Annotated in this window: 12 protein-coding genes; 11 read left to right on the top strand and 1 reads right to left on the bottom strand. The window is 37.3% G+C overall.

Annotation, left to right across the window (positions count from 1 at the left end; genetic code table 11):
* Nucleotides 1-246: 246 nt before the first annotated feature.
* From GKR41_RS00075 to argG, 7 genes are all read left to right on the top strand, one after another.
* Nucleotides 247-993 (top strand): 4'-phosphopantetheinyl transferase family protein, encoded by a 747-nt coding sequence (locus GKR41_RS00075; RefSeq protein ID WP_226809531.1) that lies wholly within the window; start codon nucleotides 247-249, stop codon nucleotides 991-993.
* Nucleotides 994-3,880: 2,887 nt separating this feature from the next.
* A complete protein-coding gene (locus tag GKR41_RS00080) occupies nucleotides 3,881-5,095 on the top strand; it encodes a porin (protein WP_226809532.1) in 1,215 nt (404 codons plus the stop codon).
* 1,551 nt (nucleotides 5,096-6,646) lie between these two features.
* The gene (locus GKR41_RS00085; RefSeq protein ID WP_226809533.1) at nucleotides 6,647-8,422 is read left to right on the top strand and encodes a cation:proton antiporter domain-containing protein; all 1,776 of its coding nucleotides are present in this window, start codon (nucleotides 6,647-6,649) and stop codon (nucleotides 8,420-8,422) included.
* 2,275 nt (nucleotides 8,423-10,697) lie between these two features.
* Nucleotides 10,698-12,191: a glycerol kinase GlpK gene (glpK, locus tag GKR41_RS00090; RefSeq protein ID WP_226809534.1), complete on the top strand. Its 1,494-nt coding sequence runs from the start codon at nucleotides 10,698-10,700 to the stop codon at nucleotides 12,189-12,191.
* 21 nt (nucleotides 12,192-12,212) lie between these two features.
* Nucleotides 12,213-12,926 carry an MIP/aquaporin family protein gene (locus tag GKR41_RS00095; RefSeq protein WP_226809535.1) on the top strand — a complete coding sequence of 238 codons (714 nt, stop codon included), beginning with the start codon at nucleotides 12,213-12,215 and terminating at the stop codon, nucleotides 12,924-12,926.
* Nucleotides 12,927-15,148: 2,222 nt separating this feature from the next.
* Nucleotides 15,149-15,709, top strand: coding sequence for a flavin reductase family protein (locus GKR41_RS00100; RefSeq protein WP_420885639.1), 561 nt, complete (start codon nucleotides 15,149-15,151; stop codon nucleotides 15,707-15,709).
* 944 nt (nucleotides 15,710-16,653) lie between these two features.
* Complete coding sequence (gene argG / locus GKR41_RS00105) at nucleotides 16,654-17,976, top strand: argininosuccinate synthase (protein ID WP_226809536.1); 1,323 nt, start codon at nucleotides 16,654-16,656, stop codon at nucleotides 17,974-17,976.
* A gap of 1,042 nt (nucleotides 17,977-19,018) precedes the next feature.
* On the opposite strand, the gene GKR41_RS00110 is transcribed toward argG, so the two are convergent.
* Nucleotides 19,019-20,542, bottom strand: a complete 1,524-nt coding sequence (locus GKR41_RS00110) for a DEAD/DEAH box helicase (protein ID WP_226809537.1) — start codon at nucleotides 20,540-20,542, stop codon at nucleotides 19,019-19,021.
* A 321-nt stretch (nucleotides 20,543-20,863) separates the two neighbouring features.
* On the opposite strand from GKR41_RS00110, the gene GKR41_RS00115 reads away from it, so the two are divergent.
* The 4 genes from GKR41_RS00115 to GKR41_RS00130 all read left to right on the top strand — a co-directional run bounded on the left by GKR41_RS00115 (nucleotide 20,864) and on the right by GKR41_RS00130 (nucleotide 23,886).
* A complete protein-coding gene (locus tag GKR41_RS00115; RefSeq protein ID WP_226809538.1) occupies nucleotides 20,864-21,001 on the top strand; it encodes a hypothetical protein in 138 nt (45 codons plus the stop codon).
* A gap of 500 nt (nucleotides 21,002-21,501) precedes the next feature.
* Nucleotides 21,502-22,212 (top strand): tRNA (adenosine(37)-N6)-threonylcarbamoyltransferase complex dimerization subunit type 1 TsaB, encoded by a 711-nt coding sequence (gene tsaB / locus GKR41_RS00120; RefSeq protein ID WP_226809539.1) that lies wholly within the window; start codon nucleotides 21,502-21,504, stop codon nucleotides 22,210-22,212.
* A gap of 62 nt (nucleotides 22,213-22,274) precedes the next feature.
* Nucleotides 22,275-22,799, top strand: a complete 525-nt coding sequence (gene rimI, locus GKR41_RS00125) for a ribosomal protein S18-alanine N-acetyltransferase (protein ID WP_226809540.1) — start codon at nucleotides 22,275-22,277, stop codon at nucleotides 22,797-22,799.
* Nucleotides 22,800-22,893: 94 nt separating this feature from the next.
* On the top strand, nucleotides 22,894-23,886 hold the full coding sequence (locus GKR41_RS00130) for a uracil-DNA glycosylase (RefSeq protein ID WP_226809541.1): 993 nt from the start codon (nucleotides 22,894-22,896) through the stop codon (nucleotides 23,884-23,886).
* Nucleotides 23,887-23,888 lie beyond the last annotated feature (2 nt).

The following is a 23,888-nucleotide window of genomic DNA, read 5'->3' on the forward strand; positions in this document are numbered from 1 at the left end:
TTTTTATTAAAGACGTCAAAAGTTATATACTATGTATTTAAATTTTATTTAGGTTTCCTAAAAAAATTATTCAAATAGAAAAATTTCAACATTTATCTTAAATCAAGAATTGAAAAAGTATCTCAATACAATACAGATATTATAGAAAGTGATATTGTGAACTATATGCCAGTCTTATAAAGACTAGTATAGTATATTTTTTATAACGCAATTTTTATAGCGCAGCATATACTTTATACATAAAAGATGGGCGAAGATGTAATTTATGCTAAGGGGACAACCTTACTAAGCTCTGCTGGACGATGGCCTAACGATGTGTTATTGTGGAATGTACGCATCCCACTTGCTGCCTCTACTGCATGGAAATTGCTTCGAGCGCGGTTGTCTGTTAACGAGCAGCAACGAGCACTGCGCTATCAACATGACGCAGATCGTCTACGTTTTGCTGCAACGCGGGCTGTGCTGCGAACGTTACTTGCTAAGTATACTGGTACCCTTCCGTTATCGCTGCGTTTTTCATTAGGGGCTTTTGGACGACTAGAACTTGCTGGCTACCAGGACAGATTATCGTTTAATGTGACACATGCGGGTCAGAATGCGCTGATTGCGCTCTCAAATAAGCGTTGTGTAGGCGTAGATATTGAGTGTGTCGAGCGTGTAATAGCTTGGCGAGCATTACTTAAAACGGTATGTACCACTTCTGAGCGGAATATCCTGCTCAGGAGCAGCCCCATGCGTGGTGCTAAGGGTTTTTTGCGGTGCTGGACAGCTAAGGAAGCCGTACTTAAGGCGTTTGGTATCGGTATTAGATATGGATTGCAACGGGTTTCCGTAGATCCTTTCGCTCCAGGTATACAGCATATTAAACTACCAGTAAAAGACAAATGGAATAGTATTGCTGTACTACAACTACACTGGATTGATGATCTTGTTGACTATCTCGGCTGCATCGCATTTGGACCGATTGGTAGTGTCAACGCACATTTGTGCTAGGAAAATTTTTAATTACATAAATTTTATGTTATCAATTATAACATTAAGTACGCTATATTATAGCTAAGCAATTGATACAGCTTCTTCCGCTATAACTGCCTTTGCTTAAAATTTTATCTACACCTAAATGGATGGCCGGAATCGATTATGTTTTTCGTATTCTAAAATTTTTATAAAAATTTATTATAATTTAATAATTTTTTATTACGACTCTATTTATAAATTCGATCTTATATAGTATCTAATGGCTAGATTCGCTGTGCGTATGCCGATATAAAAAGAAATTTTACTTTTAATTTCTTTTGTTTTAAGAAAATCCGTGTTTTAACGATTGATATAAAAATATTAATAATATATTTAAATGCAAAAAAATTTCCACTGTCTGATTTCGTAACTTTTTAAAACTAGCGACTATTTGTAGGTTATCTAACTAAAAAATATGTTTTTGCAGCAAGCGGGATAGCTTAAATTTATCTTTTAAGCGTGCTATTAAAGCTTGTACTAAGTACAGTAAGAGAATTTAATAAATTATTTTCTGTTTTTTTCTTAAGTCCATTCAAAGTCATGAGCGCGATATAGATTTGTATTAATTATTTCTAATAGATTAGGCATTAAATTTCCCAAAAAGTGCAAATTTTGCAATCCCTATTAGGAAGAATGATTTGTTATGCGATTGTTTGTGCTGAAAGTAACCTAAATAACTAGCTAGCTAGACAGAAATTTTCTTTAAACAATATCTGATTCTTATAAATCTCAAGCAGAAGAATATTTCTTCGTCAAGAATTTGTATTGATACGCATCGTAGTACTTCTGAATTTATTATCTTCTAAATTTTATTCGCATAAGGCGCTATAAATTCTATTAGCACGATATAGACTTTTAAATTATATGTTATATATAAGCATATCATAACTACTGCAATAGCAGAAACTGTGTTATAAGCATCGCGTTAGTATTCTAGAGTTGAGTAAGTGAATTTATGTCTGAAGCTAAATCGCCGTAATTTATTAGTATATTATTATTATAATTGGCACTATGTATAGAAATATCATCAGTAAATAATTCACATATGTTAGTAGCTATTAGCATGGAATTGTAGATCAGTCACCATATCTACAGATAGATACTCGCGCGTAGTAATATATTAATTCATAAAGATTATAAAAGCATTTTTTAGCAAAGTCTGTATTACAGTAGCTAAATTTATACTAAGGTAATTAGACTAGTTCTTTATAATCGCTTGATGCTATCATTAATTAATATAAGTAGCCAAAGTTTGAACTTGTATGCAATGCAGATTAATTGAGTACTAATATTCTAGTAATTAAGGTATGTATCTTATATATAAGATTTTTAATTTAAGGTAAGTAATAATATACAAAAAATAAAATTAAACTATTTGATTTTCCAGGGCGATGAGTTTATAAAAAGTATATCCATAATGATATGGGTAGAGATTTCAGAATAGCTGCTCTGCACCTAGTAATCACAAAGTGTCAGTCTATAGTAAGAAGTTATCGCTACATCTTAGTTAATGTATATCTTCTTTTATTCAAGAAATATGTTTTTTATTAAAAATATCTTAGCGTTCTGCGTATGGAACATATATTCCTTTAGCAGTTAAGTGCTATCCACAGAATAGTTAAGTAGTAATACTACTATTAGTTAGTACTGTAACATTACATATTTGTTGCCTATATTTTATTATTTGTATGTGACGCTTTCGCGATTTTCAAATAGAAGTTAACTAGCATAATATGCTATACTAGCATATTATAATTCAAGGTGAGTACTATTACATCGCTTTCTTCTATCTTAGTCATTATGGGATGTTTCATTTCGTTAAACCAACGTTTCTATTCGTCTATTTATAGACAATTTAGCCCCACTTATTCTACTATGCACTTGTTATAATTGATCTTAATAAATAGACGACCTGTAATGTCTCCACAATGCAGATACTAACTACAATTAGTTTGAGACTAAAAGGTCAATAATCGTGACTATGAGATTAGCTTAGTATCGATGGAATATAATTAGTTAATAGTATATGCATACTAGTATGCATACGTATATAATACATCGATTGCTGTTTTCAACGGCAGCATTATTGCAATGCCTGTCTTATGTCAGCAGACTTATCTGAGTAGTAATGTTGTGTGGAGAATTATAGTAAATAGAAAATTTATGGAGATTTATTTTTTTACTTAGTGCTTATAAAGCTGATTGTAATATTTGCCTAAATTTTGGCGTATTATCTAGTAAAATATATATCAAACTACATAAGTAGAAATGCGATTGTCATATGTGCTTTAGGATAATTAAGTACCTAGTGTTGCTACTGTAAGATCAGAGATGCTGTTACAGCAGTATCAGATTTATAAGTGCGGTGCGTGCCTAGATATTACATTTAACATAACACTATACTGGGGGGTAAGTTAGTGTTGGCATTTAATTTTAATCTAGACATCACGGTATTGTACTTGTATTATCCCGAAATGTACTCATAAAGTAACTGTGATTGAGCATTAGAAAAAACTAATCGTCCGTAATACAATGGGTCAAAAGTTTTATTTGATAGGTAAGTTGCTAAGGCAACTATTTCTTGATGGGAGACACCGTATAGCAAATGCTGCCTTAGGGCAATCTTGGCTTTTCGAAACTACTTGGACCGTTCGAGGATTTTTGTGGAGGGGGCGTTTAAATAAATTAAATTAGAATTTTTATAGACTATTTTATCAAGATTCATGATATCACATTTTCCAAAAAGCGGCATGCAAATATATATAAATATAGCAATATTAGCCAAGCTTTTATTTCTTTCTTCTAAAGACGTTGAGGTATGCTGCGACCGCAGGAAAATCAAATAACCTATGGAGAATATTAGATGAAACGACTAGCACTTTCGGCTATCTCTCTTGGCGTGCTCGCCGTCGTAGCTTCAGCAGCCCATGCCCAAAGCTCGGTGACGTTGTATGGCACTATTAATAAAAGTCTAGACTGCTTAAACAACGAAGATACCAAAAACCAGTGGTCTATACCTTCTGGAAGTGAGCGGGGATCGCTCTGGGGCCTGAGTGGATCAGAAGATTTAAGTAATGATGTAAGGGCAGTCTTCCGGCTAGAAAATGGATTTAATTTAAACGATAGCCTTTTAAATCGAGGTTGGCAAGAATTTGGCCGCCAAGCTTATGTAGGGTTGCAGAACGATACATACGGAACGCTAACGATAGGTCGTCAAAATGTTCCAGATACAGACCTGGTACAAAATCTCACGGCTGGTAGCTACTTAGGTGCTGCATTCGCAACGCCAGGTGATATCGACAACTACGACAATAGTATCCGAGTCAATCATTCAATTAAGTATAAAAGTCCAGTTTTAGATGGTTTGCAATTCGAAAGTCTATATGCGATCGGAAATCATGTAAAACCGCTTGATGGTTCCTATGCTTGGGGCGCTGCAATCAAGCATACAAGTGGCCCGATTTCGATAGCGGCTAGCTATCAGTACTACAATGGCGATAAAGACAATAAAGACAATAAAGACAAAAAAGACAATAAAGACAATAAAGACAATAAAGGTGCCAATAATGCCTCTGCTGCACTCGCAGCTTCGACTAAAATAATAAGTGACTCGATATTTAATAGCCCAATTAATAGTAATTATATTTCGGCTGCGTCTCTTAGGATTGCTCGTGTTGCTAGTCAGTACACAATAGGGCCAGTAAAGCTTGGTGTTGCATATAGCAATGCGCAGTATATGGCTGATTCTTCTTCATTATTTAGTCAAACGCAAAAGTTTAATACTGGAAACATATCTGCGATCTACCAAGCTACGCCTTCCTTCCTTACTGGAATAGGCTATAGCTACACAAAAGGTTCGGGTAACACATCATCTAATTATAGCCAGGTAAGTTTTGGTGCTAACTATAGCCTATCTAAGCGGACTGACGTATACCTAATTGGTGCATGGCAAAAAGCTACTGGCCAACAAAGCAGCGGAGGCGAAAAAGCTCAAGCTGCGATTGGTTCATACGGTTTTTCTAGTTTAAATAATGGTGCGCAAGGGTATGTTGCACTAGGCCTGCGTCATAAATTCTAAGCGGGGTAAAATTTAAGGGAGTAAAGTGTACTAGTTTAGTGCACCTGTTTATTGCAATACGCAGTGGTTACAAGAAAAGCGCAGGCTAAACCCTGCGCTTTTCGAACGCCCCCTGCTGTGTTAGTAGCTGCCTATGCTATATTTCTAATACTATTATCGTAGATTATTTTATTTTAAATAGATGGGCCGTCTTAGTATTACGGAAGCTTATTTTTCAAAGTATCAAATAAATCGCATTAATATACAACCTTGTATATTTACTCGAAAGTAAGCGGTTTATTTTCCTTGAAAAACTAGATTAGTTTGACTAGGTGGGGTATATTCTCGTTTTCGCTAAAGCACTGTTCATGGTAAAGCTGCTAGCAACTAATTTATCTATTCTAATTTATATAATATATTCTTGCGCATAATGCCGATTATTTAATATATCTGTAGGTTAAATAAGTATTAAGACTTAATATAAACAAATTTTTAGTTAAAATTATATGCGCAGTATAAATGTATAATGCGAATGTGATGAGTCTAGATTACTATTTTTCCAGACTTTTTCTAATATTTGTTTTATAATTTTACGAATCACTAGCTTGACTGGTGTCTAATATTTTCATTATTAAGCAAGATGAAGCAAAAAATATAAAAAGTACGGCTAAAGGTAACATACAAAATAATCTAATATTATGGATACGACGCAACTATTTGTTATGTAGCTAAGATCTATCTAAATAGAAGTTTGCAGTGCAGGGCTAAAAGTTATAGATATAATCTATCCACTGAGTGGGTAGTGCAGACAACGATTTTACGGTTTATATAAAACAGTAAAATTTTAGAGAAGATTCTTGGTTAAGGCACGAGGGTGCGAATATTCTAAATACAGCTTTTAAGTAAATAGTACTAGCATATGAATAGTCATTATTAACTTTAGTACATGTACTAAAAGCTTATATATAGTATGTTAGGATAACATTTTCGACAAGATTCTACAAAGTAGAATCAATTTTAAATACTTACATCGAATCATCGAGTTTACCCACACTAATCGATGATCGAATTTGATTTAATATATCAAAATTAATATTCACTTTTGTGAATAGCGCAGTTAAAAGTCTCTCATTATGTATAGTTTAAAAATAAATAGTATCTAGTTATAGTTACTATAAAATAGTAAACCGATTTCAAGTTGTTACTATGTTACTAAATGACGTGTCTAGACTAAAAGAAGAGGCGCTCGGCAGTATTAAGACGGTTTTAAAAATAATTGAAATAAAATTCACCTAAAGTTATGGATTGTAGGGTTTATAAATTAACAATTTATATTAAGAATAAAGCTTAATCAGCTATTACAAGATACTGTTTTTTGGGAACTATTCTTTTCCCTTTTTAAGAGAAAGTATAATTTTTCTAGCATATGAGAGGTTAAAGCTGACTAGCTATCAAGCTCATAATTTTTATGCTTAATTAGCTATTTTAATACGTTTATCCCCAGGGAGCGATAAGCCCCCCTATATTATCAAGAATCGTATAATCTTATACATAAATTCTTGAAGGAGTTGCATGCCGCACGACATCAGCCTTATCACTCTAATTGCAACCGGGCTTGGGCTCGCGATGATCCTTGGCTACGTATCATCGTGGCTTAAAATGCCTCCACTGGTTGGTTACCTGCTAGCTGGTGTACTATGCGGACCCGGAACGCCAGGTTTTGTCGGCGATCTAGCGCTTGCTAGCCAGCTTGCTGAGATTGGTGTGATGTTACTGATGTTCGGCGTCGGGCTGCATTTCTCGCTTGACGACTTGCTTGCTGTCAAGCGTATAGCTATGCCCGGCGCTATTGTCCAGATCGTGGTGGCGACAGCGCTTGGCATGGGAACAGCAATGTGGTGGGGATGGCCGATGGGTGTATCGCTTGTCTTCGGATTGGCACTTTCAGTGGCTAGCACAGTCGTATTACTGCGTGCATTAGAAGCTCGTGGCCAGCTTGATTCAGCTAATGGTCGTATTGCAATTGGTTGGCTAGTTGTTGAAGACCTAGTTATGGTACTCGTTTTAGTATTGCTTCCACCGTTATCTGGACTGCTTGGTGGTTCGCTACATAACAATTATATTGCGGAATTAACTCCAGTGAACACTACTATGCCACAGCCCAGCTTATGGGTAATGGTTGGCGTCACCTTTGCAAAAGTCACTTCTTTTATTGTATTAATGCTAGTTGTTGGCCGTCGTGTGTTTCCGCGTCTATTATTCTTGGTAGCCCGTACTGGTTCGCGTGAGCTATTCACACTATGCGTAATAGTTGCTGCAGTCGGAGTGGCTTATGGCTCAGCACGTTTATTTGATGTATCATTTGCTCTAGGTGCATTTTTTGCTGGTATGATGATGCGAGAGTCAGAGTTTAGCCATCGTGCTGCAGCGGAAACGCTGCCGTTACGCGACGCGTTCTCGGTTCTGTTTTTTGTATCAGTAGGGATGTTATTCGATCCCTATGTTTTAATCAACGCACCATTACATGTGCTTGGTGTGGTTGCAATTATTATGGTTGGCAAGACTTTGGCAGCGATAGTGCTAGTACTAGCCTTCCGATATCCACTGAATAGTGCCCTAACCGTGGGGGCGAGTCTTGCACAAATCGGCGAGTTCTCATTTATTCTAGCTGAACTCGGAATATCTCTAGGCTTATTGACGAAAGAAGGGCAAGACCTAATATTGTCTGGCTCGCTAATTTCTATTGCGTTAAACTCACTTGTATTCACTGCAATCGAGCCAGCTCAAACATGGATCCGAAGTCATTCTAGCTTAGCACGACAGATGGAGTGCCGCGAGGATCCGCTGTCGGCACTGCCGATGACAGTGCCGACAGCGGATCTGACGGGCCAGGTCGTCATCGTCGGCTATAGCCGTGTCGGACGCCGTATCGCACATATGCTGGCTGAGCACCGGGTTTCATTTGTGGTAGCCGAACAGCATCGAGATATCGTCGAAAAGTTGCGAGCAGAGAAAACACCAGCCGTATGTGGTGATGCCTCCGATCCTATGGTACTAGTTCAGGCACATGTCGCTCGTGCTAGGATATTAGTGGTAACGGTGTCAGATACTTTTAATATTCGTAAAATTGTTGATACTGCTCGCATATTAAACCCCTCTATTGAGGCTGTGTTATGCACTGACAATGATGATGAAGCTGCATTACTTAAATCAGAGAAAATTGGTACGGTATTTATTTGGGATAGTGAGTTAGCGCGCGGTATAACCTCTCATGTTTTATCTAGAATGACGATCTCTATGACTAATAGTAGTGTCCCTGAAATCAGATTATCTACGCATCTAGAATAATAAAAATCAATCATAGATATTAATCGCATATCCTAAATTAAATAATTATTTAAAATATAAATAAAGTTATCCAAAGAAACTGTAGACCTGTGATAAATTTAGTAAAGTATTAAGAAATCTGTAATTTATATCGTCATACATGCATATAGTATGCGTTTATTAGATAAAATCTAAGCTAGATAGCTTAGAGCCCTATAGGTTAAAGCTGATGCTGCTCACCATCGTTAATACGCATTACGACTGAGTGCCTCTCTATTTTTATCAGAAAATATGCTCTCTAGAAAGCATCGCGAACTACGAATTATAGTATCGTATTAACTTGATTAGTTAGATAGTCATGTATTAAATAAAAAAAGCTTTTTTAAGAAAAGCGCGATAATTTTCGAATTCAAAAATTCTTTCTTCAGCTCAAAATAAATCATAGTACTTTTTAAAAAAAGTAGTTGTTAACTCACACTAGCGATAGCAGTCTCTGCTGTAGTAGTTGCTGCCAATACATCAAACTACTAATATGAATATAAGTATTCATATATAATAAATCTCGACTCTCGGCTAGGTTATATAAAAAATATGAAATCAATATAACAGAGTATATCAATCATTCGGCAGTGTCTATCGCGTAAGACTCAGTTGAGTTTTTAGTATTTTAATAATTTTGTTTTCAACGAAACTAATCCTAAGGATAGATAAGCATCCGGAAAATATCGCTGCGTTCACAACGTATAGCTAGGCGTGGTCATATTCTTAATAAAGCGCCTATATTATTTATATAGATATCGCTTATGTAGAATTTTTTAGGTAATTTCTGTGGTAGGGCAGTGTAACTATAGCGATAAATTTTTTGTTTCAAAAAAATTATTGATAATAGCATTTATTTTTTTATCTAGATAGGAATGCTAAATAAGAATTATTCTTACGCAGCATCTAAATACGTAGTATTACGAAACTATTATGACTATATCTATACATATTATTTTCATGGTTAGTGTGGCGTAGCTTCGATAAGCCACGTATATAGGCGAGAGCGTATACGTCTTATTCTAATTTTGTTAAACATTAGCTATTGTTAGTTAAGTCAACAATTACAGAATTATCGCTTATATTTTATATGGTTATATGTTATATAACATCAGATCCTGATCTTGAGTCTAAATATGGTGATAGTTATTAGCTAATAGTTATTAGTTATTAGCTAATAACTATTTAAATCATTAAATCTAACGCAATGATTCTTTTCAGTGCGTTTTCATAGTCTATTTCCTAGAAAATACCTAACTCCGTATTAAAAAATTAGTACTTACCTAAAACGTACCGTTGAAAACATAAAAGCTGGCTTTTGTTCCAGCAATAGTGTCTTTGATATAAGCTTTAGTATCAAAGCATATTTTTGCACTACAGATATCAATCATTTTTTGATGCTGATAGTTTTTCTTGCTAGTATTACCTCAATTAAGTGCGATAAAGCCCCTAGATATTATCTAAATAAGATTTATTAATCTAGATCTATGATCTTACACTTGGTTACAAGATTTTCAGATGCTATTGGTGAGTTTGTAATATTAAAAAACCGTATTTTACTTTTTTGTATTTAGTCTATGAAAAAATTCAATTAGTATTACAGCATATATTATACTGCTGCTCCAGAGGCTGGCCTGCATATCTAGGTATTACGTTCTTCAATGATTTTTATTAAAAGAGCATTACGTTAATAACGTAGCGTAGTACATTACGCTAATAGCTTAAGTGTTACTGTAAGGACTTAGATTCTCCTGACGGAAAGTTAGTTATTTTTCGTATGGAAGTTTATATAAATAAACTCATAGAAATTCGTGACTCTAATATATTATTTAGGTTTGCTTTTTTAAATTTAAATATAAATTGTCGAAATACACTAAAATCTATACACTTATTTTAATATATAGACCAAACAAAAACTAGTCGAATTTTATAAAAAAATAATTAAATATACTACATTATAGTAAATCTATGTTAGATAAATGCTATCATACTATATATTATAATATAATTTTTTAAAATAAAAAAACTGCTCATGTTAGAACTCTTATCATTGTAAAAACTAATTTCAAAGGCAAAATAGATTTGCATTAATGAAATTAATAAATTTCTATATGGCGATATATGTATGGTAAGCCTAATGACAGGGGTAGAATATTAATAATTGATTAGTAATGACTAGACTGCTTCGTTTACTATGCTCTGCCTTTTTCAAGGCTCAGTCCTTTAACAACATCAAAACCAACAGGGATATCCATGGATGGCTAAATATATTTTAGCTTTAGATCAGGGAACTGCTAGTTCGCGTGCGATCGTGTTTAATCGTGCGGGCGAGGTTATATCGATTGCTCAGAAAGAATTTTGCCAGATTTATCCTCAACCTGGCTGGGTTGAACAGAATCCGCAGGAAATCTGGTCAACCCAGGCGGGGGTTGCTGTTGAGGCTGTTGTACGTGCCGGACTTAATAGCCGGTCAATTTATGCATTAGGCATCACAAATCAGCGTGAGACGACAATTATATGGGATCGCGATACTGGGCTACCGATTTACAATGCCATTGTTTGGCAGGATCGGCGGACTGCTAAGTTTTGCGATGAGCTTAAAGTGCGTGGACTTGAAAGCGCTGTGCGCGCGAAAACTGGTTTGCCGATCGATGCTTATTTCTCTGCCACGAAAATCCGATGGATTCTAGACCATGTTGATGGCGCTCGTATGCGTGCTAGACAGGGAAAATATGCTTTTGGTACTGTTGATAGCTGGCTAATCTGGAATTTTTCTCATCATAATATGCACGCGACTGACGTGACTAATGCATCCCGTACGATGCTATTTAATATCCATACGTTAGATTGGGATGATGAACTACTAGATGAATTAGAAATTCCACGCAGTATGATGCCGCAGGTTATGCCGTCCTCAGCGCTGTTCGGTGCTACTAAGACCACTATGTTTGCGTCGCAGATCCCAATTTCTGGTGTAGCTGGTGATCAACATGCCGCGCTGTTTGGGCAAATGTGTACTACACCCGGTATGGTTAAAAATACATACGGTACAGGTTGCTTTTTAATAATGAATACCGGTGATAAGCCGATTGAATCGCACAATAATCTTGTAACAACAATTGCATGGCAAATCGACGGAAAAATTACCTATGCGCTAGAGGGTAGTATTTTTATCGGGGGCGCTGTAGTGCAATGGTTAAGAGATGGGCTTGGAATTATTAAAAAAGCGGCTGATATTGAGGCGCTAGCTAAGTCTGTACCACATAGCGACGGTGTATTTCTAGTGCCAGCTTTTACTGGCCTAGGCGCGCCGCATTGGAATCCGTATACACGCGGTGCATTATTTGGTGCTACGCAGAGTACGAGTGCTGCACATATTGCTCGCGCCGCTTTGGATAGTATTGCACATCAATCATTTGATGTACTTAAAGCGATGGAGGCCGATGCCGGCCAGCGTATTACTGAATTACGTGTTGATGGGGGCGCGGTTGAGAACAATCTGTTAATGCAATTTCAGTCGGACCTCCTTGGTGTGGATGTTGTGCGATCTTCTGTGTCAGAAGCTACGGCGCTTGGCGCTGCCTACCTCGCGGGTCTAGCAACTGGATGCTGGGATAGTATCGATGAAGTTCGAGATCAATGGAAATTAGATAGGCGATTCACCCCAGCATTAGAGTCAGAGGAGGTAGCGCGGTACCGAACTGGCTGGCATCGAGCAGTGTCGGCGGCGATAATGTGGGCATCAGCTTGATTAATAACACTAGAAATTATTATGCATACCAATGCCTTGATTGCTGAATTAATTGGAACTACTTTGTTAGTATTGCTTGGTGATGGTGTTGTTGCTAATGTAATTTTAGGGCGCATGAAAGGCTATAATAGCGGTCTGCTTGTGATTACAATAGGCTGGTCAATGGCTGTATTTGTTAGCGTTCTTTGCTCAGCTACTTATAGTGGAGCCCACCTGAACCCAGCTATATCTGTAGCGCTTGCTGTGGTCGGCAAGTTTGCTTGGACTCAAGTTCCAGCGTATGTGGCTGCGCAATTGCTTGGCGGCATGTTTGGCGCGTTCTTAGTCTGGTTTATTTACCGTCAGCATTTCGAATTGACAGATTGCCCGGACACAAAGCTTGCAGTATTCTGTACAGGTTCGGCGATTCGCAATACTCTGGGAAATTTAACATCGGAGATTATTGCTACTTTTGTACTTGTATATGCGGTTCTACATATGGTTGCGCCGTCTGTGGGACTGGGCTCAATTAATGCATTGCCAGTTGCGTTGGTTGTGCTAGGAATCAATGTATCGCTTGGCGGAACGACTGGTTATGCTATGAATCCGGCGCGGGACCTAGGTCCACGGATTGTGCATGCACTTTTGCCTATACCAGGCAAGCGCGATAGTGAATGGAGCTACGCATGGGTACCAGTTTTCGGATCATTGATCGGCGGTATACTGGCGGCAGTGATTTCTGTGTATCAAGGATAGATGACAGATAACAAAGAAGTCTCAGCTGTTTTATTATCGCATTAGTATGAGCATAGTTAACTCAATCTAAAGTAAAATATATTTACTCATCGAATAAGCTGATATCCCTAGTCTATACTGTTATTTTTTATGCTTCTAGATTGTGAAAATTATTACATTCTGTATATTTTACGTTTCTCTTAAGTTTATAACTTATTTTAAGTAAGTGTTTTAAATTGGTAAATTATTTCCATATGCATACTTTCAGTGCTTAACAAAAAACTATTTATGTTGAGCACTACGCTTTTAGTATTCTGGTAGAATTCTAGAAAACTATATATAAAATTATAATATATATTTATACTAATAAAATAATTAGTGCAATTTAGAGAAATTAAATATTTTGAATTCTAAAGTATGTTAGGTAGTTTTCTTAGAAAGAACTATTTAGTCTGTTCTCATAATATTTTCGTCATGATGACTCTTTTGATGTAATACGTAATTTATATTAATAGCAGTTCGCTCCTAATAATATTTAGTTAACTACGTCTATCTTATGTATATAGTACAAGAATTTTAAAAAAATTCAGAAAATTTAAAAATATGCGTTTATAAGTATTCAGTAGTAAGTACTATTATGTTTCTCAGTATCAATTGCTTAAGCTACTACATTACATGTAATCACCCATCAAATTCTAAAATTCCTCGTAGGCCTTCAGATATAATTTACCCCCAGATTAGGTGTACTCAAGTGTACCCATGCTAAATATGAGAATAGAGCCCCCCCCCGCTACTACATTACATGTAATCACCCATCAAATTCTAAAATTCCTCGTAGGCCTTCAGATATAATTTACCCCCAGATTAGGTGTACTCAAGTGTACCCATGCTAAATATGAGAATAGAGCCCCCCCCCGGGGGGGGGGATAAATTATATTTTTGTGGAAAAACTTTTTATTTTTATTAATTGGAACGTAAAATTAAAAGATAATTGATCGCAATAAATCCACATTTAAAAATCTCGCTGGAAACGTTCGTTATTAGAAACTGTCCAAGCGCTGTAGTAATTAAAAAAAGATTGATCAGTATTTGTATTTCTAATAACGAACGGTTCTTTAATAAGATTTACCAAAATAATCTGATAGATCTTCTATAATACTTGATATTAACGATGATGCAGCGCCATTGTTAGTTGCTTCGATAGAAAATCTATACAGTCGCATTTTACAAAAATTTATTTTAATCTACAACAGATGCAAGTGTATATATAACTCGCTTCAGAACAAATGGTATACCGATTGAGGTAGCATAAAAGTGCATGCGCTAATATTAGCGGAATATTTAATTTAGTTATATATATATGAAGCGGGCTGCATCAGCGCAATATTTAACAAAACTTTAAAGTATTTTATTCCATGGTGTAATCTACAAGATATAGATTGTGCGTGACTACATTAGTTTTAATAAATAGATATTATCTAACAAATATCGGTAAGTGACTAGAGCAAAATATGTTTACAGATACTTCGCAGGCGGTATAAAGATTTTAGTAATAAGTAGTTAACTATAGTAACGACTGAGAAGTTATACTTACTTGCTGAATTCTGCGAGTTTTTTAGATAGAGACGTCATCTGTGCATTTAGACTAACTGTGCTCGCAATACAGTAGAGGTAAGCGATCTAGAAATTAACAAATACTTTAAAACAAGGATTTTTATAAAAACTAAACGAATTTTTATTATTTTGTGTATGCGATGCAGTATTTATAAGAACGTCGGAAAAATTTTTTTATATGGAATTAATTTGTACATGGTACGTATACTAAAAATTAGTTATTAGTATAAAGTTTTTATATTTTATATGCCATTTAAATAAGCAGAATAATAACTATATAAATTCAGTAATAACTATAAATTTATTTTTTTTAATACTATAATGAAGTGTGTTTACTTTGTTTAAAAACGGCTGTCTATAAATACAAATTAAATATATCAGATAATAATTATTATTATTATCTGATTCTGCATTCTCATCTAATCTAGATAAGAATAATCTATTAAAGTAATACCAGATAGTGATGCGTTTTTGATAATTTTATCATACTATCTGAAAATTGCTAATATACTTTTTTTTAAAAAATTATATAAAATTGAGTATGCATATATTATGATAATGTGCCATAAAGATTTTTGCGATGTAAATAGACATAAAACGCGAATAATTTCTCTTTATGGAGGTCACTATTGATAGATGAGTTTTCTATTGATGTCGAAGAGTATCGTCGTGCGCTCAGTGCGTTTTTTACTGGTGTTACAGTCCTGACGACATTACAGTTAGATGGTACACCGCGTGGACTCACTGCAAATTCGTTTACGTCGGTATCACTTAATCCGCCACTAGTGTTGATTTGCATTGCGAAGCAAGCATCAAGTTATACAGTCTTTGCCAACGCAGGGCATTTCGCGGTCAGTATTTTAGCTCAGGAGCAAGAAAGTATTGCAAAGCTATTCGCATCGAAGGCTGTAGACAAATTTTCGCAAACAAAGTGGTATCCATGTTGCAGCGGTAGTCCAGTAATTTGGGGCGCAGCAGCAAGCTTTGATTGTCAGATGTATAAATTTATAGATGCAGGAGATCATGGGGTCTTAATCGGTCGGGTATTAGATTTTTCACACGCCGAGGAGGTACCATCGCTTGGGTATTATCGCGGCTCTTATATGAGTTTTAGCCTTACGCAAAACGCGATTGGTACATCTAAAGAGTCTTCTAATAAACTACGATTTCAGAACATCCATGTAGATTGATGCTATTAATACCTAAATAAATTGTATATTGCATCCAGTAGATTAGATAATATAGGCACCAGTCGTAGACGGCCTACGAAGGCTATTCTAGATCAAAAATTAATTTTTTCTTTCTCGTGAGTTACTTAATTAAGTAAGCGCTAATATCTAAATTTATTTCCGTAATTATATGCTAAGCTATATATAGCTATTCTCATAGATTTTAGGATAATTTAGGAACCCTATAATGTTTATGGGTTGATTTATAGGTTCATAAGTTTTTCTTTTAAAAATAACTATTTAATAAAACATTATTAAATAGTTATTTCATCAAAATACTTTAAATACAATAATAAGAATTATGGTATTAAACATGGGAGCCTGTAAAATTTTCGATTGATAATAAAAATCTAGTGCGAACTGGTCATGGAAATTAGTAATGATATTTAATATAAAAAAACTGATTATCTAATTATAGATAAGATTTAATAAAAATTTTCTAAAATCAAATAGCGTACTTTACGAAATAGTTATATATATTAACATAACCTTTTGTCTAATAAAGTAGAGTACAAGGTATTCGATATTTATCGTATTAAAAATATCTAAATAATTTTGTTGAACATATTAAATATTTACGTAGTATGTACTTATTTTTAATAAATTTATATCTTATAAACGTTTTAAAAAACGTATGATATAAAAATATATATAGTAAAAATTATGTATATATATAAATAATATAAATTATTTCTTGGAAAGATATAAAATTATTACCTATAATATAGAACATCTGGATTTTAGGTAGACTTATTATATAGCTATGCGCAAGTTTTAATATAAGGTGTAAACTACCTCTAATAAGTGTAGAAATGACTACACGCTGTTTATGATATGAATTTGTAATGCCCGTAGGCATTACGTACTCCCTATGTAAACGTTTTTATTCAAATTTTGAATTAGTTATGGTAAATATTTTACAACAACTTCCGTGCAACCAAAAGGTTGGTATTGCGTTCTCAGGTGGCTTAGACACTAGTGCAGCTCTTCATTGGATGCGCATTAAGGGTGCGATTCCGTATGCTTATACAGCTATCCTTGGTCAGCCAGATGAAACTGACTATGATGATATTCCGCGTCGCGCCAAACAGTATGGAGCAGAAAACGCAAAGCTCATTGATTGTCGTGAGCAGCTTGTTATGGAAGGTTTTGCCGCGCTACAGTGCAGCGCCTTCCATATTAGTACTGCCGGCGTTACCTACTTTAATACAACGCCGTTAGGTCGTGCAGTTACGGGCACGATGCTAGTGGCGGCAATGAAGGAGGACGGTGTTAATATCTGGGGCGATGGTAGCACATTTAAAGGTAATGATATTGAACGTTTTTATCGTTATGGGTTACTTATCAATCCAATCTTACATATTTATAAACCATGGCTAGACCAAGTATTTATTAACGAACTTGGTGGCCGGGCTGAAATGTCCGAGTTTATAAGTCGGGCAGGATTTGATTACCGAATGTCGGCTGATAAAGCATATTCAACTGACTCGAATATTCTTGGCGCTACACATGAAGCTAAAGACCTTGAGCGGCTTGACAGGGGTGTACGAATTATTGACCCAATTATGGGGGTCGCATCGTGGCGCGATAATATGACAATTACCCGTGAAGATGTAACTGTGCGATTTGATCGGGGTTTTCCGGTGGCAATTAACAGCATCGAATTTAATAGTAATGTCGAACTTCTTCTTGAGGCAAATCGCATCGGCGGACGGCATGGATTAGGTGTAAGTGACCAAATTGAGAATCGGATTATCGAGGCAAAAAGCCGTGGTATCTATGAAGCACCAGGATTATCGTTACTATATATCGCTTATGAGCGCTTGGTTACAGGTATTCATAATGAAGATACAATTGAACAATATCGTGCAAATGGTCGTCGCCTTGGTCGACTATTATATGAGGGTCGCTGGTTTGATCCGCAGGCGATTATGCTCCGCGAAGCATCGCAGCGTTGGGTTGCGCACGCTATTACTGGTGAGGTAACAATTGAATTACGTCACGGTAACGATTATTCAATCGTTAATACTAAGTCACCGAATTTAACCTATAAACCTGAGCGGTTAACAATGGAAAGGGGTGATTTATCGTTCTCACCTCTGGATCGTATAGGCCAGTTAACTATGCGAAATCTTGATATTACTGATACCCGAGATAAGCTGCGTATCTACTTAGAATCTGGTTTGCTTAACTCAGAAGGTAAGATCTCACTGCCACAGTTCGATTAAAGCGAGAGACAATACGGTAAACTGTAAGAAAGTATGTGCTTGCACTCCATCTTTTAGGATGGGGTGCAATAACTTTCAGTTTACCGTACAAGATACCTAAATTTTTATAGATAGTTGGTAGTTTAATTTTTCATGCCTCTTACAAATTAAGAGAACAATGCGATTACTATAGTAATTTTACAATACATATAAATATTTATTAGATCTTAGAGTTAACATCATACTAATGATAGAGATATTACGCTTATATCTTGGTAAGAGTATATATCAAAAAAACTTTAAAAGTTTCTAAAATTAGGATCTCGTATTTAATCTAACGATAGCAACCTTCGTTTTTATTTATTATCTATTTTATGGTTTGAATATATAAATAATGCTTATTATCTAATAAAATTTCAGATTTTTTTAAATAAAAGCAGATACTATCTAGTTATTAGCATAGTTATCAACAAGATTAATCGGAAAGAATTTAATATTAGAAAGCCAGAACAATATAATAGATTATGGTAAATAGTTTCAAAGAATAGATAATTTAGTATTATATGTCTTTTCGTGCATCTTTTAACTAAATTTAATTACGTGCGGCATATACTCTAAACCGTATATAATTCTATATACATAAAATGTAGGTACAGGGCAAGATTTTAGCTACAGATTTATTAGTAAAATATTTATTTTTATAGATTTTATCTAATAATATTAAAATATCCCGAGTTGACTTAAATTAATGCTTTTAGAAAATTACAGAATTAAAAACAGTAAGTTTTTAAAACTACTAACTAATATTCACTGATATGTTTAAAAACTAATAAGTCGAATTATCCAAGTATGAAAATTAGTTTTAATACATTTTATGTAAATAAATAATCCTTTAATTTAATAAGATTTAAAAAATACTTTTATTATTTCTATTGCTACTTCCTTCGGGAGTGCGTGAAATTTAATTAATATTATTAGAATGTATAGTTAAAGTGCGTAAAATACTTTTACAGAATGTAAACACCGTGGAATGCGCGGGGTTTATAGCCCGCGCATTATTTAGTTAATCGTCGTGGCGTGATGTACGACGATCGTCAGCGCGATAACGCGCTGACGATCTCAAATCTGAAAAACTAGTCCGTCTGCGGTTATTAATTATGAGAGCGTCACCGGACGCCTTTCGATATCCGCTTTCGCGACTATTTCCACCTGAACTGTTCCGGGGATTTCCGTAACCCTTATTTATTCCTCTTCCTTGATATACGGAAGTGCCGCGCCCATGGCTTCGTGTCGGATTACTACGACGTGCTAGTGTATGCGTAGATGGTGTGCGCTTTGGTTCGAATCCAGCAATTACGCTAATAGGTAAGGGTGTGCGTACAAATCGCTCAATTCGTTTAAGAATGCCAATCTCAGCATGATGTACAAGGCTGATAGCAATGCCGCTACGCCCCGCACGTCCGGTCCGACCGATTCGGTGCACATAGTCTTCTACAAATTTTGGCAAATCGTAATTGAATACATGTGTAATACCAGGTACATCGATTCCACGCGCAGCGACATCTGTCGCAACTAATACGCGTACTCGTCGTTCACGCAATGCGCGTATTGTCCGATTACGCGCACCTTGCGGTAAATCCCCATGTAATGCTGCGGAGGCAAAACCATCTTCGGATAGCTTAGCGGATATTAAGTCCGCGTTATTTTTTGTTGCAGTAAACACAATAGCTTGATCAAGTGCGCTATCAGCCAACAGATGCGTTAGTAGCCGATCCTTATGAGCGCGATCGTCAACATAATGAATAGACTGCGCAATATTTGCGCGTGACTCTGGCTCATGACCGATTTCTATTCGTTTAGCATTGCTAAGAAAGCGCTGCGCTAGCGAACCTACTTTACCGTCAAGAGTTGCCGAAAATAGCAGAGTTTGCCGTGTAATTGGGGTGTGATTAATTATAGTCTCGATATCTTCGATGAACCCCATGTCCAGCATGCGATCGGCCTCGTCAAGCACTAACATTTTTAACTGGGACAAATCAATGCGTCTATGTTCGAGATGATCAATAAGTCGGCCAGGAGTAGCAACTAGGATTTCAGGGTTCTTAGCCAATAGCATTAATTGCTGGCCATAGGGGACCCCCCCTAAAATACTAACTGTATGTAGTCGCCGTAGGTGTTTTCCATAGGTAGTTGCTGCAGTAGTAACCTGCATTGCAAGTTCACGCGTTGGTGTAAGCACTAGCAGTGCTGGTTTGGCGATAGATTGCTCTCGGGTATGACGACGCGAGCCTCTATCGCGATCACTACGTTGCATTTGGTGCACAGGATAGCTCGCACGCTGACCTAGCGTGCCGGCTTTCTGCATTTGTGCAAAGCGCTCGATTGCCGGCAGCATAAATGCTGCCGTTTTGCCAGAGCCGGTTGGACTTGATACTAAAAGATCATAGCCAGCGAGTGCAGCGGGTATCGCATGCTGCTGTACAGGCATTGGCGCCTGATAGCCAACAGCGATCAATGTAGAGACAATTTCTGTAGACAGACCAAGTGCCGCAAAGTTATTGCTATACAAAAGAGTATTATTATTCACCGCACCCCCCTTGACTGTGAAATTTTGATAGCTATAGGCGATGAAGAGTAAGGATGTGCGACTATTACATTAGGCACTCGAATAGTATCGGATAGGTCGCCCGCCGTTGTTAGAATAGTTTCAGAGGCCAGACTTTGTACTGTCTGTAAGTTATTCTGCATCATACTTGGGATATTGTTATCGAAAAATTCACAAGCAGGCACATTAAGTGAAGAGGGGGGATTCGAGGTCATGAAGATCCTATGAGGTTCAAGCCTATAGCACGAACCAGTCTGGAAAAATGCGAGAGGCGCCAATCGGCAGCCACAATCGTCGAATGCGATGAACGACACTTGTTCATCAGATCGAAAAACGGGCATGGCTCGCAAAATGCGAGCTGATGTTAGAACCTGTGGACGCGCGGACCGCCTAGCGCGGAACCGCGAACCTTTCTGGGTCTACAAGCGCACCCAAATTTAGCAAAGGTGGGATGGAGACAGTTTCTAAACGGGGATTGGAGCAAAGCGCCGAAAAACCGCGCGATTTAGGTAAGTTATACATTAGCCCGTGAACACGCGAGCTTTGATTGTATCCGAACTTTCTACTTGGTGCTAGCTAATGTAAGTAAGGACTGTATTATATTTAGTAGTACAGATGGATACAACCGCAGAAAGTAGGATGCTGTATTATAGCTAGTAGCTAATTTCGTCTGAAATGTGTTTTTCAAAGTATTTTAAAACATTGCGTGTCTATTCAATATCATGAACTAAATTTTCTTCTGTGTATTAGATTTTGTAGATTGCTAGATAGTTTGTGAAAATATAAATTCTTAATTTCACCACATGTATAAACTGACTACGCACTATTTTAGATATTTGATTATGCTAAGTTGCTGCAGTACAGTCTGGGCATGTCAATATGTTCCGAAATTGACTTCTTAAACAATTTAATGTGGGTCACGTAGAACAATAAAAAGCCTTATGTCACAAGTCTTGCTCGCCCTTGATACCTCGACCGATTTTTGCTCAGTCGCTGTGTTTTATTTCCCTCGTGCCGCTAGTTCTCCATGCGTAATTAGCCGCCATGATCGTACTGGACCGGTTTCTAGTGAACGTGCGCTACCTGCGATATGCGAAGTATTGGAGGAGGCGAAGCTCACCTTGGATGATTGCTCTGCAGTCGCCTTTGGTACTGGTCCAGGCTCATTTACTGGCCTGCGAACAGCAGCGGGTGTGGCACAAGGCCTCGCGTTTGGGCTTAATATTCCGGTGGTACCAGTAAGCACGTTACTTGCTTGCGCAGAACGCGCACGATTTTCGGATCCAGATATTCGACGCGTGCTTGTAGCAATCGACGCTCGGATGGGGGGGGTCTATTGGGCCGACTTTGCATGGGATAACACACTCGAGGATTGGCGGGTACATCATTCTGCGGCGCTTTCCCCACCCACCTGCGTACTAGTTCCAGATGAGCCATTTACACTTGCTGGTAATGCATCATCCGTGTTTGGCGATATGCTACCTGCAGTAACGCGAGCTAGTGTGATCGATACCTTAGCGATGCCACACGCTCACGCTCTATCGCTAGTGGGGTGGTGTTCTTTTATAGCTGGCCGTACGTTACCTGCACATTTGGCTGTGCCAGAATATGTGCGCGACAAGGTAGCCCTAACTACCAGAGAAAGAGCCTGAGTTGTATACATTTTTGAAGATCCCGAAAAGGAGGTCCTAATGAGTTACGGAGTTTCGAGTTGATGACTCTGTGTTATCTAGAGCTGATGACTGATAGCGATCTTGATAAGGTTGTGGCGATCGAGCGTAATGTATATGATTTTCCTTGGACAAGAAGCGATTTCGAGGACTCGCTACGAAATAACCAATTAGGGCTTTGTTTAAGAAAAGCCACGGGGATGTTGGTTGGCTATTGTGTACTAATGCTCAGCGTGGACGAGATGCACTTACTGAACTTATGCGTAACGCCAAGTGCTCAAGGTCAAGGATCTGGGCTAACTTTGTTGTGCGAGTCAGTACGAATCATGCGTATGCAGCAGCTTAGATGCATGTTACTTGAGGTGCGTCAATCTAATTGGCGTGCTATGCGTCTATATAATCACTTTGGATTTATTAAAATCGGTAAACGCAAGAATTACTATGCTGAACGACATTCCGGTCGCGAGGATGCAATTGTAATGCGTTACAGAGTACATTCTGAGATGTTAATTAAACCGCCAGTTACTATAATAAGACACGACAGTATAGCTAAGTATCGCTTTCTATAGAAGACTGTTTTGTTGTATAGCTGGCTACTATAAAACAGGTGATAAATATGGAAAATCACACGGTGCATGACGAGAATGGAATGGAAGCGAGCTTATGGCGCAGCTTAATATGATTTTAGAAGAGCTTGGCATCACTTCTTTGTGGGTATTCCGTGACTCGAGGAATACACGTATTCAAGTAAATCATAGGTTGATTAACGACTTACGATCAAAAAGCAATATATTAACGCTCAAGGATAGCTTGACTGGGCAATCAAGTAAAGCTTGTAAGGCAACTAAAGTTAGTGGAGTAATTGAAAGTATTAATACACCTGATAAAGTTAAAAACGTAGTAAAAGTGCTAAATGCGCCGAGAGAATTGGCTACACCCATTATTTCAGCCAGGAACGCCCTCGTTGGGTTGCAATCTGCTTACTCATTATCTCAAACCGCAATGAGTAAGCGGAATAGCATGGCTATCGGATCGACGCTAGAGGCTGTGTCAGGGGTAGAACCTGTACAACCTGTGTCGATATTGGATTGGGAGGCGTTAAAAACGCGGGTAGCAGGTTGTATGCTGTGTCGTCTATGCGAACGACGCACTAATACAGTTTTCGGAGTTGGCGATGAGACAGCCGATTGGATGCTAGTCGGTGAGGCGCCAGGTGAGCTTGAGGACAAGCAAGGCAAACCGTTTGTTGGGCAGTCTGGAAGACTATTAGACAATATGTTACGAGCACTGCAACTATTGCGCGGTGATAATCTCTATATCGCGAATGTGCTAAAATGCCGTCCTCCAGGCAATAGAAATCCAGAGCTCCAGGAAGTAATGCAATGCGAGCCTTACCTGAAAAGACAGGTGTCACTACTCAAGCCAAAAGTAATTATTGCACTCGGGCGGTTTGCTGCTTATAGTCTTTTGAAGACTAATGCGGATATGACTTCGCTAAGGGGGCGGATACATAAGTATGAAGATGTACCGGTGATTGTTACGTATCATCCAGCGTATCTACTGCGCAGTCTAGAGGATAAGCACAAAGCATGGAGCGACTTATGTTTGGCTCGCGCAGTCTATCGGAAGCACTCCACTATGTATGAATCATTATAATC

This window comes from Candidatus Vallotia laricis, from assembly GCF_020541325.1.
Classification (GTDB): Bacteria; Pseudomonadota; Gammaproteobacteria; order Burkholderiales; family Burkholderiaceae; genus Mycetohabitans; species Mycetohabitans laricis.